This is a genomic window from Flavobacterium sp. UMI-01 (genome assembly GCF_019656315.1).
Lineage (GTDB): Bacteria > Bacteroidota > Bacteroidia > Flavobacteriales > Flavobacteriaceae > Flavobacterium.
The window spans coordinates 328,305-345,692 of sequence record NZ_BPLU01000067.1 but is presented as its reverse complement, the minus strand read 5'-3'; the positions used below and the strand labels follow the sequence as shown (position 1 = coordinate 345,692).

At 38.0% G+C, this 17,388-nt stretch carries 19 protein-coding genes and 1 tRNA gene; 2 read left to right on the top strand and 18 right to left on the bottom strand.

Annotation, left to right across the window (positions count from 1 at the left end):
• From K5R64_RS15390 to K5R64_RS15315, 16 genes are all read right to left on the bottom strand, one after another.
• Positions 1–185, bottom strand: a 185-nt coding sequence (locus K5R64_RS15390; protein ID WP_220764693.1) for a hypothetical protein, incomplete at its 3' end; no start/stop codon positions are given.
• Between the two features lies 1 nt (position 186).
• Entirely contained in the window at positions 187–330 is a 144-nt protein-coding gene (locus K5R64_RS15385; RefSeq protein ID WP_220764691.1) for a hypothetical protein, read from the bottom strand.
• Between the two features lie 191 nt (positions 331–521).
• Positions 522–680 carry a hypothetical protein gene (locus K5R64_RS15380; protein WP_220764690.1) on the bottom strand — a complete coding sequence of 53 codons (159 nt, stop codon included), beginning with the start codon at positions 678–680 and terminating at the stop codon, positions 522–524.
• 10 nt (positions 681–690) lie between these two features.
• Positions 691–1,053: a hypothetical protein gene (locus tag K5R64_RS15375; RefSeq protein WP_220764689.1), complete on the bottom strand. Its 363-nt coding sequence runs from the start codon at positions 1,051–1,053 to the stop codon at positions 691–693.
• Complete coding sequence (locus K5R64_RS15370; RefSeq protein WP_220764206.1) at positions 1,034–1,285, bottom strand: hypothetical protein; 252 nt, start codon at positions 1,283–1,285, stop codon at positions 1,034–1,036. The genes K5R64_RS15375 and K5R64_RS15370 overlap by 20 nt, the downstream gene beginning before the upstream one ends.
• 24 nt (positions 1,286–1,309) lie before the next feature.
• Positions 1,310–1,444: transfer RNA gene (locus K5R64_RS15365), tRNA-OTHER, on the bottom strand.
• A 31-nt stretch (positions 1,445–1,475) separates the two neighbouring features.
• On the bottom strand, positions 1,476–1,682 hold the full coding sequence (locus tag K5R64_RS15360) for a hypothetical protein (RefSeq protein WP_220764688.1): 207 nt from the start codon (positions 1,680–1,682) through the stop codon (positions 1,476–1,478).
• 113 nt (positions 1,683–1,795) lie between these two features.
• Positions 1,796–2,503 carry a DUF3164 family protein gene (locus K5R64_RS15355; RefSeq protein ID WP_220764687.1) on the bottom strand — a complete coding sequence of 236 codons (708 nt, stop codon included), beginning with the start codon at positions 2,501–2,503 and terminating at the stop codon, positions 1,796–1,798.
• 5 nt (positions 2,504–2,508) lie between these two features.
• A complete protein-coding gene (locus K5R64_RS15350) occupies positions 2,509–2,709 on the bottom strand; it encodes a hypothetical protein (protein ID WP_220764686.1) in 201 nt (66 codons plus the stop codon).
• A 9-nt stretch (positions 2,710–2,718) separates the two neighbouring features.
• Positions 2,719–3,018 (bottom strand): hypothetical protein, encoded by a 300-nt coding sequence (locus K5R64_RS15345; protein ID WP_220764685.1) that lies wholly within the window; start codon positions 3,016–3,018, stop codon positions 2,719–2,721.
• Entirely contained in the window at positions 3,011–3,151 is a 141-nt protein-coding gene (locus K5R64_RS15340; RefSeq protein ID WP_220762854.1) for a hypothetical protein, read from the bottom strand. Before K5R64_RS15340 ends, K5R64_RS15345 begins: the two co-directional genes overlap by 8 nt.
• 3 nt (positions 3,152–3,154) lie before the next feature.
• Positions 3,155–3,502 carry a hypothetical protein gene (locus tag K5R64_RS15335; protein WP_220764683.1) on the bottom strand — a complete coding sequence of 116 codons (348 nt, stop codon included), beginning with the start codon at positions 3,500–3,502 and terminating at the stop codon, positions 3,155–3,157.
• Positions 3,503–3,513: 11 nt separating this feature from the next.
• Positions 3,514–4,143, bottom strand: a complete 630-nt coding sequence (locus K5R64_RS15330) for a hypothetical protein (protein ID WP_220764681.1) — start codon at positions 4,141–4,143, stop codon at positions 3,514–3,516.
• Entirely contained in the window at positions 4,137–5,048 is a 912-nt protein-coding gene (locus K5R64_RS15325) for an ATP-binding protein (protein ID WP_220764679.1), read from the bottom strand. The genes K5R64_RS15330 and K5R64_RS15325 overlap by 7 nt, the downstream gene beginning before the upstream one ends.
• Before the next feature lie 47 nt (positions 5,049–5,095).
• Positions 5,096–7,162: a hypothetical protein gene (locus K5R64_RS15320; RefSeq protein WP_220764677.1), complete on the bottom strand. Its 2,067-nt coding sequence runs from the start codon at positions 7,160–7,162 to the stop codon at positions 5,096–5,098.
• A 21-nt stretch (positions 7,163–7,183) separates the two neighbouring features.
• On the bottom strand, positions 7,184–7,387 hold the full coding sequence (locus K5R64_RS15315) for a hypothetical protein (protein WP_220764676.1): 204 nt from the start codon (positions 7,385–7,387) through the stop codon (positions 7,184–7,186).
• A 103-nt stretch (positions 7,388–7,490) separates the two neighbouring features.
• On the opposite strand from K5R64_RS15315, the gene K5R64_RS15310 reads away from it, so the two are divergent.
• Entirely contained in the window at positions 7,491–8,213 is a 723-nt protein-coding gene (locus K5R64_RS15310) for a LexA family transcriptional regulator (RefSeq protein ID WP_220764675.1), read from the top strand.
• Positions 8,214–8,766: 553 nt separating this feature from the next.
• On the top strand, positions 8,767–9,222 hold the full coding sequence (locus K5R64_RS15305) for a DUF4442 domain-containing protein (RefSeq protein ID WP_220764674.1): 456 nt from the start codon (positions 8,767–8,769) through the stop codon (positions 9,220–9,222).
• A 75-nt stretch (positions 9,223–9,297) separates the two neighbouring features.
• Here the strand turns inward: K5R64_RS15305 and K5R64_RS15300 are convergent, their stop codons facing one another.
• Together K5R64_RS15300 and K5R64_RS15295 are read right to left on the bottom strand one after the other, a co-directional pair.
• Positions 9,298–9,516, bottom strand: a complete 219-nt coding sequence (locus K5R64_RS15300) for a hypothetical protein (RefSeq protein ID WP_220764673.1) — start codon at positions 9,514–9,516, stop codon at positions 9,298–9,300.
• Between the two features lie 68 nt (positions 9,517–9,584).
• Positions 9,585–17,388 (bottom strand): HYR domain-containing protein (locus tag K5R64_RS15295; protein ID WP_220764672.1); only part of this gene is annotated, 7,804 nt, incomplete at its 5' end.

Below are 17,388 nucleotides of genomic sequence, written 5' to 3'. Positions count from 1 at the left end.
CTTATTTCAACATAACCAGATGTGAAATTTCCAGCGGCATCGTACTCATAGGTTATATCAATCGAGCTGTGGTGTTTTACCGTTTCCCACCATCTGTAATATCCTCCATTGTCTAGTTCGTCTCCAGTTTGTTCTTTAAACCCCATAGACAATAATTCCTCTATTGTAAATATTTCTTTTTCCATTTTAACATTCAGTTTTAGGTTTTGATAATTGTTCGCCACATTCGGTACAAATGAGTACTGTGGTTTCGCATCCGCAGGTAGCGGTTAAGGTTCGGGTTTCGGCAATGTCATGGGGACAAACTTCCTTGATGCTATACTTTTCCATCTTGAAAATCTTTATTGAAAGCGTGCTTTGCATGGCACCAATTTGAACACTGGTTAACATCTTTACAATCGCACTTTGGGTACTTGCTTTTTTTCTTTTTTTTCCGTTTGGATGGTGCGAAGCTGTATAAAAATGCCGTCATACAAATAGCAGAAAATAATCCTGTGAGTATCATTTTAAAAACTTCCATCTTATTTTTCTTTTTTTAGTACCGTTTTACCATAGAATGCTTTGAATGGAATTCTATTTTCATACATGTCTTCATGTTCTTGACACATTTGCTTTCCATTACCTATATTCTTTTTTTTGCATCCATCGGCTGCGCAATCTTCTATAAATACTGTTTTCATCTTAATTCTTTTATATTGAATTCTTCCATACTGCAACTCCATCTAAGGCTACTATTATTTTTGAAACTTCTTCTGGTGTCATATCCTTTAAAGGCTTTTTAACTGGGCTTTTTTTGCTTTTTAAAAAGCGGTTAAACCATCCTAGCATATCAGGAACTTCGCCCCAGCGTTCGCTTTTTATCACAATGTTTGCGGTGCGTAAATTGGCTAATATGCGCTTGTGTTGCGGGTTGTTTTTGTCGAATAAGCCCCAGTTCCTCCCTTCAGCCCCGTTCAAAGGAGGGGAAGACTTGGCAGGAGCTGCTTTGTGATAATCATCTATAGCACTTCCTGTGCCTTCGTAGATGTAGGGTTTAGTTTTGGTTGTTGTCATCTTTGATAAGTTCTAACTGTTCGCACCAAACATTGTATATTTCAACTCCTGTTTTTTCATCTCTAATATTCAAATCATTTTTTGTTCTGCCTTGGCCGATAATGATAACTATAGAACCTTTTTCTATTTCATCGCCGCCAATGTTTGACTGTTTAACAATTGAAATTGCTTTCTTGCCGGTAAAAAAACCAAGCGGTTTCCTTGTTGCAAATGATGTCGTTATTATTCCCATTTTTTATTTGTTTTTAAAATTTAGCTCCTGAGGCAGGACTCGAACCTGCGACCTCTTTAATTTCTACCTCTGACTGGGGGCGCTAGCTTCCCAAACAACAGCGGGCATCTTAACCTGACTCGGCAATTAAAGCGCTCTAACCGACTGAGCTACTCAGGAAACCGCCCTTTAGCGATGTGGTATTCTCGGGTTATGTTTTATATACCGCCTTGGTGTGTCGTTTGAAGGCGGGGTTATCAATGACCAGTTTTTTATATTTTTGAAAAGCGGTGTTTTCATTATAGGACATATCGGTTCTTGAAATGTAGTTTCCGCTGCTGTCTTTATAAACTATATGACCATTCACGCTATACTGCTGATGGTCTTCGTGTGGAATTATTGTTATTGATACGCTCATTTTTTCGTTGCAGGTATGATGTTGATATCTTAAATTTTAGCCATTTACAATAGTTCATAATGGCTCTTCCGTTAAGTACTACTAGCAAGAGGGCTAGTAGTACTGTTGTGGTGCTAGGCGCTTGCATCTTCGGGTAATTGTTCGTTATAAAAATCGAATTTGTACCCTTGTGAAAAATCAACTGACGATATGGCTAGAGGTATTGAAGTTTTAGAGCCGTCTTCACTAATTACTGCCGCATCCACAAACCAAACAGAGCGCCGTGGCTTGTATGCTTTGGCAATAATATCAACACCATCAGTAAACTCTTCATTGTTGAATTCTTTGGTCAGTTTTTGCAATTCTAAAACTCTTGAACCTTTTAAGTTTCCTTTTGCATCTTTTTTCAAAAGGTTGAAAACCACATTTACTAAAGCGGCGGTGGCTTCGTCTTTGGCCAATGAACTAATGAAATTGTTCACTTTTGCAATACCTTCGTTTACGGTGTCGTCCCAACCGTCATTGATGCGATAGCCTATTGTGATTTCGCCACCGTCAAAACTAAAGGTGTGTGATTGCTGTTTTGCTTTCACCCCGTATAAATCTGCTTTTAGTTTTAGAATGTTTTCAAAGTATTGGAAAACCTCGGTTTTGGCATTCGAAAGCATTTCTGAGGCTATAGCGAGTTTAAAAACGGCTTTAGCGGCTGATTGTTCGGCTAGTTCTTTGTAAGCCTTTCTGTCGGCCTCTTTGCTGTCCTCCTGCATTTGCAAAGCAGCTTTTAATTGTTCAGGAGTATAGTTTTTTAATTCTGCTGGGATTTCTAATGTGTTTGTGTGCATGGTGATTATTTTTTTAAGGTGTCGGTATCTAATTCTTTTTCAACTTCTTTTGAAATTTCTATAGCAGCTTCAAATAGTTTCCTGGACTCATTTGAACGCAAAAACCATTCGGTTAAACATATCAAGACTTCCGAAGCGTTGCCTTCAATTTTTGCGTCTGTTTTCTCTTGTGTAATGTTGATGCTGATGTTGACTTTTTTACTCATGGTTATTTATTAAATGTTTATAAAATCGTTTAGATTGTGTCCGCCCCAGTTGGTGGACTGAATTTTTTCGACCGTGAATTTTACTTTTGCCTCAATTTGTGGCGGTATTGTATAGGTTCTTACTTCGTGGGGGAATATTTCGCCTTTGCTGTGGGATATCTGAGACAACAAAGCCCCACGCTCTTGATTGATGCAAATGCGTTCCCCTAGCTTGAACACGTATATCTTACCGTTGCTTTGAATATCGGAGCAATAGGCTAAGACGTTGTGTAGGTCTTCTAAGCGTTGAACGATAGCTTCTTTAGTCATAGTCTTGGTATTCTAAGCGGGTTTGTAAATTCCTAATGTCCGTTTCAATTTCTATCCTGTTAGGGTGGTTTGGGGTTTCTTTTAAAGCGGTTTCCAGTTCAGTTATTCTCGCTTCGATATCGGTTTTTTTCATGGGCTAGTTTTGGTTTATGGTATTGAACACTTTGACTCCTTGTTTTATCTTGATCGTTTCCAGTAATGCAGCTGGGCGAATGTTGAACATTCTATAAGTACATTCGTTATAGCATTTTTGAAAGTCGAAGGAAGTGACGTTGCTATTGACGTACCTATCTGTTAACTGATGGAATTCGGCCTCACATTTGGTTAATTCCATCAAAAACCAGTTGTTAATGCTGGAATTAGCCAAAGCCTGTTGAAACTGTCTTGAATTCCCTGTTACACTCTCACACCATCTGGCGTAAAAACCGAAAATCATTTGTTCGTATTGGTTCTCGGTCATTTCTAATTTTGCTGTTGTTGTCATAACTGTTTGTTTTATTCGGTTGCACCTCTTGCTTTATCGTAACCTTCCTGCCAAACTATAAACAATCCGCCGTTAGGTCCTATGGTTCTTCCCTTGCACACCGCCTGATAGGCGTTCACAAATACTTTTTGTTTGGCATCGTATTGGATGTCTTTTTCGAGCTCACTCCTTGGGTTGCTTCCTTGAGCGTGAGCGGTTATGATGATGATTCTGTTTTTATTCGCTTCCTTGAATGCTTTGTATTCGGCAAAGTTTTTAAAGAAGTAAGTCGCACTGTCAATGATGATTACTTTGGGTGGGTTTCGCTTTTTCAAATAAACATTTAGCTCTTCCAATGTGTACTTAGCCACTAAGAAATTATCCTTTACCTCATGCATATCAAACATCGTTGTACGCTCTATGAAATCCGAATCATCCGTTTCCTCCTCGAGAAGGTTGTACAAAACCTTGTAATTCTTTGCAAGTTCCTTAGCTAGTTGCATCGTATAGGAACTCTTACCACTACTTGAAGCACCCCAAACAAGCCAAACCCCTTTGTTTTGCGGTTGCCGATATGCCTGATAAAATGCCCCTTCAAAAGGAATGCGCTTAATATTTTGACATTGAATATTGGCAACCGTCAATGCTTTTTTTATTACCATACCAAATTGCCATCTGGAAGGTTCAACACTTTTCGAACTAGGTCTAAAGTCAATGGCTCATTTAATCTCTCAGCTTCACGGCTGGCGGGTACAATTACATCATGTAATTCGCCGTAGTTTCCGCAATTAGACAAAAGGAACTTTCTTAAATGTCTGTCTTCAATGTCTGATATAAACAGGCTATAGCTGCGATCGATATTTGGCAACAGCCTTAACCCGAATTTTATACGGCGGTGAAACTGTGGGATGCCTGATTTGTTTCTTTTTTTTAGTTTTTCGATATTGTCAATCAACTGATCTGTGCCAATGAAAACTAGTGCACAAAAATCAGATAGGTTATCGTAAAGCTCCTTCATAGCACATAATGATGCTTGTTTTAGGTACTCACTTTCATCGATGATTAACATAGGTTTATTTCCGTATGTCTTTAGAAACTTCATTTTGGTGGCAATCTGACGTATTTTAGTCGATTTGCTTTTTCCAGTAGCGTGGATATTGAGTTCTGACACAATTTTATCAATCAAATCGCCAAGGGTGTCGCTAGAACCAGCGGTCACGATGAAGGTGTCAATTGGGTTCTTTGAAGCAAACATTTTGGAAGTAAACGACTTTCCGCATCCCGTTTCGCCAATTAATACGGTGGTTAAGTGGTGGTTTCTTGCTTCCTCAAGGTGCGCCAAGATAGCGGCGGTTTGAGATGTAGGTTGTACGCTCCAATAGCCTTTTTCGATTTCGTAACCACTTAATGAGGCCAAGGCGTGAAAGTGGCGGTCTGGAATATAACCTTGCACACCGCCCGCATTGTACATAAAGTTGGAATCTTCCTTGAACATGGTTGATAGGTACTCTTTACGAACACCTGTTTTGTTTGCAACATCGGCTTGCTTTAAGTTGTGCTCCTGCATGTAAGCCGTTACGCTCTGAATGATTTCTTTTTTAGTGATGTGATCCATTATAAGTAATTGTTTAGGTCGATTTTGTTATTGATGTATTCATTTTGTTTTTCCTGCCAAGCCTTTGCGGACTCTTTTTTGATAGCCTTATCTTGTTTGATAATGACCTTTTCGGCTTGTGCTAATCGTTCGTTGTTTTTCTGATCTTTATGCTGTCCTCTTGAATCTACCAGCAGGTGTTTGGCTAGTGTGTCGTTGAGTCTCGGGTTTTCGAAAAGATTTTCTAATAGGTTTGCGTTCTCTTGTCGTTCGTCTGTGATGTAGCTTATCGCTAATTTGTTAAAGTCGTTCACTCGTTTAAGTTGTTCGGTATCCACTTCGCTTCGGTCATCGATTGCCATTGCTTGGAGGTATTTCTCTTCGAGCATGAAGCGTTGTTTTTCGTCTTTCGAAACTGCCAGTACCTCTTGTGGGTTTTGTGGGTCGTAAAGGACTTTCCAATCTTGGTGTGCTTGTTTTCTGAAGGCTAATTCAAAACTGTCATATACTCTTTTCACTCCGTCAATGGTGGCATTTAGTCCAGAACCCGTTAAGCGGTTTGTTAATCCAGAACTTTGTCCTAATGCTAGTAAGAAGTTTTCTTGTGGCATGGTGAGTTTCATGTCTTCTGGCACCTTTTGCCAGTTGGTGACATACTCCTCAACCTTCTTGGCGCGTTCCGCTTGGATGATTCCTTCGAGTTGAGAGATACAACCGTGAACGTCTGGAAACTGCTTGCTCAACTTGTTTAACATCTCACTATTTGGTTGATTTTTCGAACCGCTGTTGATGTTGTGACCGCTCCAATTGTCGAACATCTTGCAATAGTTCTTATTGATGTAATTGAAGTACGGCTCAATGATCTTGGACTTGGCATTCTTAACCTTTGCTGGTGTGTAGAACTTGGTGCAAGCTTCGTAAATAGGTGTCAATACTTTGCTCTGATAGTTATCACTTTGTAACTGGCGTGGATTATAGCGTTGTCCAAATAACTCAGCCGTGTGGTTGATTGCGTTACGCATGGCCGCTTTAATCAGCTCTGGTGTCTCATGTGTTCCAATGGCGTACCCAATTGGGTATTTATTGAAAGCGTCCAATACAACTACCATTGTCAAACGATTGTGATAGCTCGTTACGGCATAGCCTTTTTTGTCTGCTGTTGTTTTTTGGTACAAAAGTTCCGCATCCCAACCATCGAGTGTCCAGTATAACATTGGAGCTGATGGTGCTTGACGTTTGTTTTGCATCAACACATTGTTAGACAATGCCGATACTCCGTTACGTCCTGCGTAAATCACTAGGTTACTGTCTTTCTTGCGGTTTCCTACGGTTTGAGCGGTAATCGTTGGCCATGCCATACGTTCGGCTACCATGTTGTACAAACTGCTAATCAATTCGTTGTCAAGGTTGGTGTGTTTTGCAAGTAGTTCATCCAATAAGGCTTCTTGCTCACGTTCTTTGACTTTCAGAGCATTTTTCATCCCGAATTTATCCGAGATAATACCCGCATAACCTTCCTTTACGTACTTTTGCACTTTGTGACGAAGTGATCCTTTAGTAGTAGGTAGCTTATGATCTACTTCACGAAAAGCATTTACATCATTGCTCAAACTTTGCCAGATATCAACTGAATTGCATCCTAATGCTTTCAAATACTGCTTGCGGTTGGTCTTCATTAGTAAAACCGTGTTTAATACTGATGCTTGGTAGGTGTATAGTTCTACTTTGTCCAGGTCTAACTTTACCTTTTCGCCGTAGGTGTAGCCGATGTAGAAATTGTAAGCTTCACGGTCAGCGATGTAATGTTGAGCGAACCAAGATTTAGCAACCTCTTTTTGAGGCGTACCGAACTTAGTTGTGATTTTATCCTTCCAATCTTGAGATAAGCTGTTGAATTCTACCAGAGCATCACAACCTAATGAAGCACGTCTTAGTTCTTTCTCAGAACAACTTTCAGACCTGATGCGCTTATTGATTGCGTTATAGCTAATCAACTTCAAACTATCCTCATGAAAGTGACGGTCAAAAATCAAGTATTTGATTTTCACACCTAGCTTTTTGTCGTGATTTTCGAATGGAGTTTCCAAATCAATTTGTTTTTTAAGATTTTATTCTTTTTTTTCTTTAAGGATAGCCTTAGTTGAAGCTTTTACACTTTCGTTGTAATCGCTCTTTATGGCATCAGCCATTAACCCAGTTCTGTCACCTCTTAAACACTTTCTGATATAGTCAAGAGAGTAACCGTATTTTTTTTTAAGAGCTTCTAAAGCCTCCTCGTTGTAATTGCTTCTTTTTTTATTAGATTTGTTCATTGTTACTTTTTGTCTTTTGTATGAGACAAATATATAAACTTAGTTTCGATTTAGTAAAATAAAATACGAACTTTTTTTATATTATAATTAAAATTTAGCATATATGACTAAAATCGAACGAGTTAGAAAGTTGTGTAAATGGCTTATTTATGACGGATTTGCCGATAACGATAAAGATTTAGCGGAAAAAATAGGTTACACTAAATCATCATTTTCACAGATTTTAAATGAAAAAGTACCGCTTTCGGACAAATTCATCGATAAATTATGCTCTGCAAATGAAAATATAAACAAAGTTTGGGTTTTTCGAGGCGAAGGAGAAATATTAAAAAACTACCGTAACGATATAATGAGTGAGTCCGCGAATATTTATCCTAACAAAACAGATATTTTACAAGAAAAACAATTAATACCTCTTTACGATGTACAAGCGAGTGCTTCCATCGTTGAGCTATTCAATAATGCTGTGAACGAGAAACCAGTTGATCATATATCAATTCCCAATTTACCAAAGTGTGACGGTGCTATTTACGTGAGTGGTGATTCGATGTACCCGCTATTAAAGTCTGGTGATATTATAATGTACAAGAAAGTTGGAACCAGTATTGATAATATGTTTTGGGGTGAAATGTACCTGATATCACTAACTAATGATGATGGGGATGAGTTTGTTATGGTTAAATGGCTTCACAAGTCAGATAAAGGCGAAGAGTACGTGAAATTAGTTAGCGAAAACAGACATCACCAGCCAAAGGACTTTCACATCAAAAACATCAAAGGATTAGCATTAATAAAGGCTTCTGTACGCATTAATTCTATGTATTAAATGCTAAACGCTTGAATTAAAGTGTTTTATATTGTTTTTACTTATAAAAACAATACATTAGGGGGCTGTCTTATTGCTGTTTTACTTTTGTTTACTTATAAAATTATACATCTAGGGGGTATTGTTCGGCTAAATTTTATACACTAAAAAGGCTACCCATTAGGCTACCCATTAGGCTACCCAATACAAAAAACACCTTTTTTTAAATTGTACACTGGATTCATTTAAACATTATTGAAATCCCATTTAAATCCATTTTAATTATTCCTTATATTTGTTCGTGAAGTACTAGTTTTTGGTTGGTTTTCAGCCGTTTTAAGCCCTTTTTATGAGTTTATTGGTACTATGTTACTCCAAAGGGATCATACAGCTATCAGTAATGGTACTATAACAGCACCAAATGGTAGTATCTGTACATTTCAATTACAAACAAAAAAAGCCCTCACATCACTGTGAAAGCCTTATTTTATTGGACTTTTCGACCTTTTTTTATTTAATGTATAATGTATTTTTTATTTAATAGCCTATAATTTTAGCATAAAAACCATCAAAAATGAAATTCACTCCCTCGAAACTAAATACTTTTCTGATTTTTAAATTACCCTCGGCTTACTTATGTGGAGTGCGCGTATTTGCTATTGATGAAGAAAGATGTATTACAAGGGTAAGGCATCGTTGGATTAATCAAAATCCTTTTCATTCCATGTATTTTGCGGTACAAGCAATGGCTGCTGAATTGGCAACGGGTGCTTTAGTAATGAATCATATTCAGATGTCGAATCAAAAAATGGCGATGTTAGTTGTTCAAAATAAAGCCGTTTTCGTGAAGAAAGCGACTGGTATGATTGCATTCGAATGTAACGATGGCTTAGCGGTCAAACAAGCCATTTCAAAAAGTTTAACTAGTGGCGAGAGTCAGCGTTTTTGGATGAAAACAGTAGGGAAGGATGAAAGTGGTGCCATAGTTTCTGAAATGGAATTTGAATGGAGTATCAAATCCAAATCATAAGGACTAAAAAAATAAGATTTAATAGTCAAAAATAAAATGTCCCACAGAAAATGGGACATTTTATTTTTTTAAGGGTTAGGCTTTTTTAGTACAACAACTTTTGGCCTCTTTTTTTGTTTTGGAAGTAGCGTCACATACTTTTCCTTCAGCTTTACACTTCGCTTTACATGCCTCGATTTCTTTTGCGGTCATGTCTTTTGTACAGGCTTTATTTTCAGCACAGCATTTTTTTTCTTGTGCACTTATGCTAAGGGTAAATAAGCAAATAGTGGCTAGAACAAATATTTTTTTCATTTGGATTGAATTTATTGAACGAATTTACATGATTGAACTAAATGGGGTATGCAAAATAAAGTTAATTTTTATTTAATGATGATTGAAGTGTTGAAACTACCAGTATTAGTGGTGGTTTTTACAACGTAAACACCTGAACTTACTTTTTTCAATGGTAAGGGAATGTATTCTTGGTTTGTTTTGTCAATCGTCCAGTTTTTAATGTTTTGTCCTAATGAATTGTACAAAGCAACTTTTTCAATTTTTGTCTCAGTAACTTGGTTTTCAAGGATGATACTATAGGCGTCTTGTGCAAAATAAACGGCAATGTCTTTTGCTAATTCGTCTTTAATTTCATCTTTTAATGCCTCTTTTGAAAGTGGTTTAGTGCTGTTAAAACGTATTGAAAATCTGTTTGTGTATTTGCCTTTAGGTAGTGTGATAGTAAAATCAGCTGTTTTTAAATTGAAAAATTGATGGGTTGAATTGTCATACAAAAAGATGTTTAATTCATTAGGGATGTTCTCTAATTGATCAATTTTAATAGTTGATTGACCGGCTTTGTTAATCACTATTCCCAAAGGAATTACTTGTTCATTATTAAAATTAGCAACGGCTTGAATTACGTATGGACTTCCATTTAGATCAAAATATAAGTCATCAGTATTTAAATCAAACATAGGAGCGTCATAACCCATATCAAAATTATTAGTAGCACTCGGGTCACAACCCAATAACAATTGACGGTGTTTACCAGCAGTGCTATTGTATCCAATTCTAATTTTTGCTCTGTTGTCTGTTACTTCATTCTTCGTTGTTGTTTTTCCAGATGAAGAAGGTTTCATGAAAATGGAGTTCCCGTTTCCTTCTCTATAGAAAAGTCTTTGACTATTTTTGAAAAGCAATGTTCCTCCTTGAACATTTGATGTTGAGTTAGCGGTTGAAGGGTCTAAGGCTGCATCCACAAAGAAAGATTGTGCGACAGGGATATAACGTCCAGGAACGCGTGTTCCATTATTTCCGCTCTGTGAGTTCAAATCTCCATTGACAGTTGCCAAGGTTCCTCCCATCAACGTATAGGTAGCATAACCACCTTCATATTCGGCTAATGTATGATTGTTTGTAATACCTAGATGATCCCAAAAATATAAGGCTCCATTAAACACATTGGTAGCTGCTCTACAGTCCGCACAGTCTTTGAGGTTGTCTTTAATAAATTCATCGGCATCCAACGCAGATGGGTAAGGATTTCCTATTAGATACGTTTGTTCCAATGGTAGTCCAAGGGTAATAGTACCTGCATTTGGTTTTCCTGTAAAGACATAATTTTGGGTGCTTGTTAATGGAGCGGTACCACCTGTTCCTTTCATTGTAAAACCTTCGCCAGCATTCAGGAAGCCTGTGTTTTTAATATGATTCCATAAATAATAGTTTTGCAACTCAGAATTAGAAGCTAAAGTTTTAGAATTATAAGACCATATCCATCGAGTACTTGTTTTTATAGGACTTTCGATTGGACCATCAGCAAAAAATGCAGAAGCACCAAAGTTAATAGTTTTTGGACTAGAAGAAATAGTACCGTCGCGTAATACACTATCTAGATTGTAGGGTGAATTATTTGCTGCACCTCTTACCGTAACAGGTGATGACCAATAATTGTAATTAAAACTATTTTTTTGTCCTTGTTGGTCGCGTTCTAAATAACCGCTACTGGCTTCATCAAAAATACTTTCGCTTGTCTGTTCAGGGAAAGGATAATATCTTTTTTGAACCAATTGTGATTCGCCAACTAAATCTATATTTCCGTTCATTAATAAGTAATGAGAGATGAATAAACCGTGGCCATTATTTTTTTCATCTGAAGGTTGATTTGGATTAGCAACAGTTAACAAGGTATTTGGGCTAGCAAGTTTTAATCCAAGTAAGGTAATATCTTTGTCTCCAGATGTTAAATCATGATAAGAAACCGCAATATTCCAGTCAATAGGTGTTCCATCTACTCCGATCCCGTTTGGTATGTCCCATACCGTATTACCCCATTTCCATGGAGTAGTTATCGATGTGTCGGTCCAAACACCGCTGTTTTTTGTAAAGTAGGGTAGCGGTGCTGTTTCTTGTTGCCAACTTGTAATGTTTCTTAATTTTCCTTGAATTGTACCAGCATTTGGTAGCAAATAACCATTTTGAATGTCCGATGTTCCTTGATTCATTTGGTAGTAAGCCGTAAGGTTTGTCCAAGTTAATCCAGCGACATTTAATCCAAGAACTTTACCTTTAACTTGATTACTGTTGTTTTCAATTTCTTGATTCATCATTTGATGAATTTGATCTTTGTTAAGTGTAGTATTCCAAACTCTTAATTCATCTAACCACCCTTCAAAATAATTTATAGGTCTAAAAGGAGGTGTTAAATTTTGATCCATACCACCAACAATACATTCAGCAGTATTAATCGTTGGAGAAACGCCCGTTTGGGTTTTAACTAAAATTCCGTCAATATATAATTTATATTCAGTGCCATCAAAAGTTACTGCAACGTGATACCATCTGCTAGTGTTTATGTTGTAAGGGGAAACAATGGAGCCCGAATCATTCCAGTTGAAGGAGATTTTATTATTTACTAATCTTAAATCGTAGCCACTATTCAAATTATTTGCAAATCGTTTCGAGATTATTGTTTGTGTACTAGTTTTGACAGCACCTGATTTTATCCAAACCTCAATACTAAATGGACCAGAACTTACATCAACATTATTTTTGAATGTGATATTATCGTCAATTCCATCAAAGTCTAATGTGCTACATTGACTAAAAGTGATTGTCACCTCATCTGATTTAGATGGACATGAACTTCCGTCTGAAATTGTCCACCTAAGAATATATGTTCCAGCATTTGGACTATAGAAAGTTGAAGTTGGACTGTTGTTATTTGAAAATAATTCTCCACCACCTGAAGGGCCAGATACTATAGACCAGTTGCCCGTTCCGTATGATGGTGTATTTGCTGATAGGGTTATGTTTTCGGCTCCACATTGAGGGGATTGATCAGGGCCAGCATTGGCATTTGGAATTTCAAGCGGTTGGTTGATAGTTACTTGTTTTGTGCTAGAACAAAAATTAGCATCTGTAACCGTTACTTGGTAAGTTCCTGCTGTTAGACCTGTAGCAGTTGTTGTTTTTTGTCCGTTAGACCACGTAATGTCATAAGGGCTTGTTCCTCCCGAAACACTTACACTAGCTGTACTTGTTCCTCCATAGCAAGGTATATCAACTCCTGTTGCAGTAACATTTAACAGTGGAGGTTGACCTACTGTAGTTGTTGCTGTGGTTTGACAACCTTTGCTGTCGGTAATTGTTACGGTATAAGTTCCAGCAGCTAATCCTGAAATAGTTGAGGTTGTTTTTACTGGAGTAGTATTCCAAGAATAGGTGTAACCAGGAGTTCCACCATTCCCTACCGCTGAAGCTGTACCGTCAGCACCTCCATTACAACTAACATTTGTTGAAGAAGCAGTTGCTGTTAACTGGGGTGCGTTTGAAATTACTACTTGAGCACTTTGGGAACATCCCTGAGCATCAGTAACTGTAACAGTATATGGTCCCCCAGCAGCTAAATTCACAGCTGTTTTAGTGGTTTGACCGTCAAACCATAAATAAGTATAAGGGGCAGTACCTCCGCTTGGGTTTGCAGTGGCAGTACCTGTAGCTGTTCCAAAACAGTTAGTATTTGTTCTCGTTGTAGCAACTGTTAAAGTTGGCGGTTGTGTTAAGGTAACATTCGCTACAGCTGTACATCCGTTGCTGTCAGTTACGGTAACAGAGTAATTGTTGTTGGCTAATAAATTAGTAGCAGTGGCACTGGTTTGTCCATTTGACCATTGGTAGCTAAATGAACCAGTTCCACCACTTACAATAGAAACAGTCGCAATTCCGTTATTGTAACCAGCACAACTTGGATTAGTAGATGAAACAGATAAAACTATTGGATTAGGGCCTAAAAGTGTAGCTGTCTTAGTTGTTTGACATCCGTTTGCATCTGTTACTGTTACTGTGTAAGTACCTACTCCTAAATTGGTAGCTGTTGCGCTAGATTGACCATTTGACCATGAATAGGTATAAGGAGCTGTTCCTCCTGAAGCAGTTACAGTTGCTGTTCCATCAGTACTGCCAGAACACGAAACGTTTACACCATTTTTATTAGAAACAGTAGTAGTAGCTGAGGGTAAGTTTGATGGTTGTGTAATAGTCACCGAAATAGGAGCAAGTGTTGTTCCTACTTTGTCTTTTACAGTTACGGTGTAGGTTCCTGCAATTAATCCAGTTGCTGTTGCTCCAGTTTGACCATTTGACCAAGTATAGGTATAAGGTGCAGTGCCTCCATAGGCTGTTACGGTTGCAGTTCCAGTACTTCCACCATAGCATAATACATTAGTTTTGTTTACAGCTGCTGTAAGTGGGGCTTGTACAACATAATTTACGGCTGAACAATAACATTTTGGAGTTGCTGGACCACAACCTGATTTCTCATTTTGTTTCCATGCAAAAAATAAACCAGTAATTTTAATTTGACTTCCGCAGATATAATTGTTGTCAATCAAAAGCTTTCCTTTTCCAGTACCGATTGGGATTGTATTTCCTTTTTCACCATTTGAAGGATATAGACAATCTTCCACATATTTGGTTGTTGTGATTCCTGTAAAAGGATTTGTCACTTCGTAACCCCCAATAACATATAAATCATATTTAGGGGAAGCGCTACTGGTAATGTTAAAATAGATGTAAACGGGTAATACAGAACCTGAATTACATTGTGCGACAGGTGTTCCTGATGCATCACCAATATAAAAGCCGTCAAATACATAATCGTTAGAGACACATCGATCACAGTCAACGGTATATTCAAAACATACCTGAACATTATGTGTTTTAGTGATGGTAACTGTTTGACCAGTGTTGTCTGAAATTGTTAAGGTAATTGTTTTACTACCTCCTGTTAAGTACTCTACTGTTTTTGTTCCAAAAGAATTAGTAGGAGCTGTTACGGCATCGTTTCCGTAATTCCAGGTGTATGTATAAGGTCCCATTCCTCCCTGTAAAGTAGGAACTATCGTTAATGTTTGAATATCATTTTCCCCCACACAAGCACTGGATGTAGTCATCGACGCTGTTAATGGATCTCCAATAGTAATATTTGTTGTAGCAGTACATCCACTATTGTCGGTAACAGTAACCGTGTAAGTACCAGCGGTTAATCCAGTCGCTGTTTTAGTAGTTTGCCCATTGTTCCATAAATAAGTGTATGGTAAATCACCTCCCGTAGGATTAGCAGTTGCAGAACCATTTGAGGCTCCAGCTGCGGTAGTATTTACACGAGTAGCCGTAACAGCAAGTTGTGTTGGCGCAGCATTGGTTACGCTTTTTGTTGTTGTACAGCCTTTAGCATCAGTTATGACTACACTGTAAGTTCCAGGAGCTAGTCCAGTAATTGTTTGAGTAGTTGCATTTGTGTTCCATAAATATGTATAAGGTGCAGTACCTCCATTAGGGATGGTTGTAGCAGAACCTCCAACTCCTCCAAAACAACCTTGTTTACCTGAGATAGTAGCGGTTAAAAGAGGAGGTTCTGTTACAGTAATACTAACAACTTTAATACAACCTCTGCTATCAGTTACGTCAACAGAATAGGTTCCTGCTTTAAGATTGCTAACAGAGCTTACATTAGCTAAACCAACGCCTGTATTAGCACTCCATAAATAGAAATAAGGAGCAGTTCCTCCAGAAACTGCAACTGAGGCAGTACCATTTGTACCTCCGTTACAATTAGGTTGTGTAAACGAACCCGTAGCTATTAATTCAGTAGGATTACTAAAAGAAGTGTTTACCCTAAACACACAATTATTGGCGTCAGTTATATCTACCCAATAATTTCCTGGTGATAGGTTGTTTATGGATTGTGTTGTTACACCTGTATTCCAAATATACGTATAAGGGCTTTTTCCTCCTGTTGGGTTTACTGTGGCTGAACCATCATTAGCATCTTTACATGAAATTTCGATTTTGTTAATCGTACCTCCAAGTTGCGTTGGTTCACTAATAATTATATTAGATGTAGCTTTACAATTATTTGAGTCGGTAGTAGTTAAAGAATAGGTTCCTGCTGTAAGTCCAGAAATATCTTTTGAGTTACTGGTAAATCCATTTGGCCCTACCCAAGAATAAGTATAAGTTGGAGTGCCACCTGATATTGTTGTAGTAATAAAGCCTGTAGAACCTCCATGACACAATACATCTGATTTTGAAGCTACTGAAATTGAAATTGGGTTAATGGTAATTAATTGGTTTACGACGATACTATTGCCATTACCATCATTAAAAGTCCATGGAATGTTAGTTGTGGTTGTAATAGGAAACGATACAGTAGTTGTACCAGTTATTGTACCAGAACAATTATCAGTTGTGGTAGGAGTGACAGGTGTATAGCTACATCCCCAAGTTATGTTTGTTAATGTAGGTGCGATAGGATTAGTTGTGTCTTTTACGATTACTGTTTGAGGAACGACAATACTATTCCCATTTCCATCATCGAAGGTCCAGTTAATAGTGTAGGTTCCTTGTGTACTGTAAGTTAAAGGATTTCCAGTTGTTCCAGAAATTACTCCAGCACAATTATCAGTAGTTGTAGGAATTGGTGCGGTAGCATTACATTGTCCGGTAATGGTCGTTAAAGTTGGTGTAATAGGATTTTCATTGTCAGAAACCGTAATTGTAAATGAACAGATTGTATTATTTCCTATAGCGTCTGTGGCAGTATATTGTATCGTGGTAATACCTTTGTTGAAAACAGTTAGGCCAATTGCATTTGAACCAGAACCTGTTGTGGCTCCAAACATTACCCAAGTTATAGAAGTCACTCCACAGTTGTCTGTAAAGATAGGTTCTGTTGGGTCAAAAGAATATGTACATTGGCCGATATCAGTTCCGTGAGTGATGTTTGAAGGACAAGACGTAATAGTAGGGTTTTCATTGTCAGTCACTGTTACCGTTTGGTTGCAGGTATTAGAATTTCCACTTCCGTCAGTTACCGTCCAGTTCACCGTAGTGGTTCCTACAGGAAAATCGTAAGTAGCTGGGTTAATTGTGGTGCTACCTACTTTTGCAATTACAGAACTTACGGAGCAATTGTCAGTTGTTATAGGTGTCCCTAGTACAGCTTTAGTGGTACAATTACCAGTTCCGTCAACAGATGTAGTTGTAGTGATGCTGGCTGGACAGGTAATAGTAGGGTTTTCATTGTCAGTCACTGTTACCGTTTGATTACAGCTATTAGAATTTCCACTTCCGTCAGTTACTATCCACGTTACAGTAGTAATACCTATCGGGAAATCGTAAGTAGCTGGGTTAATTGTGTTGCCACCAACTTTAGCAATTACAGTACTTATTGAACAGTTGTCAGTAGTAATAGGAGTGCCTAGAGTAGTTTTAGTGGTACAATTACCAGTTCCGTCAGCAGATGTTGTTGTAGTAATATTGGATGGACAAGTAATTGTAGGATTAATATTGTCAGTCACTGTTACAGTTTGTGTTGCAGTAGCTGAATTTCCAGCAGCATCCGTTACGGTCCAAGTTACGGTTGTATTTCCTAAAGGGAAAGCACTTGGTGCATTATTAGTTACCGAAATTACCCCGCAATTATCAGCTGTTGTTGGAGTTCCAAGACTTACCCCTGTAGCAGTACAACCCGAATTAGTAGTAGCACTTACATTGGCAGGAGCTGTGATAGTTGGATTAACATTGTCGGTTACTGTTACAGTTTGTGTTGCAGTAGCGGAATTTCCAGCGGCATCCGTTACGGTCCAAGTTACTATTGTGTTTCCTAAAGGGAAGGCACTTGGT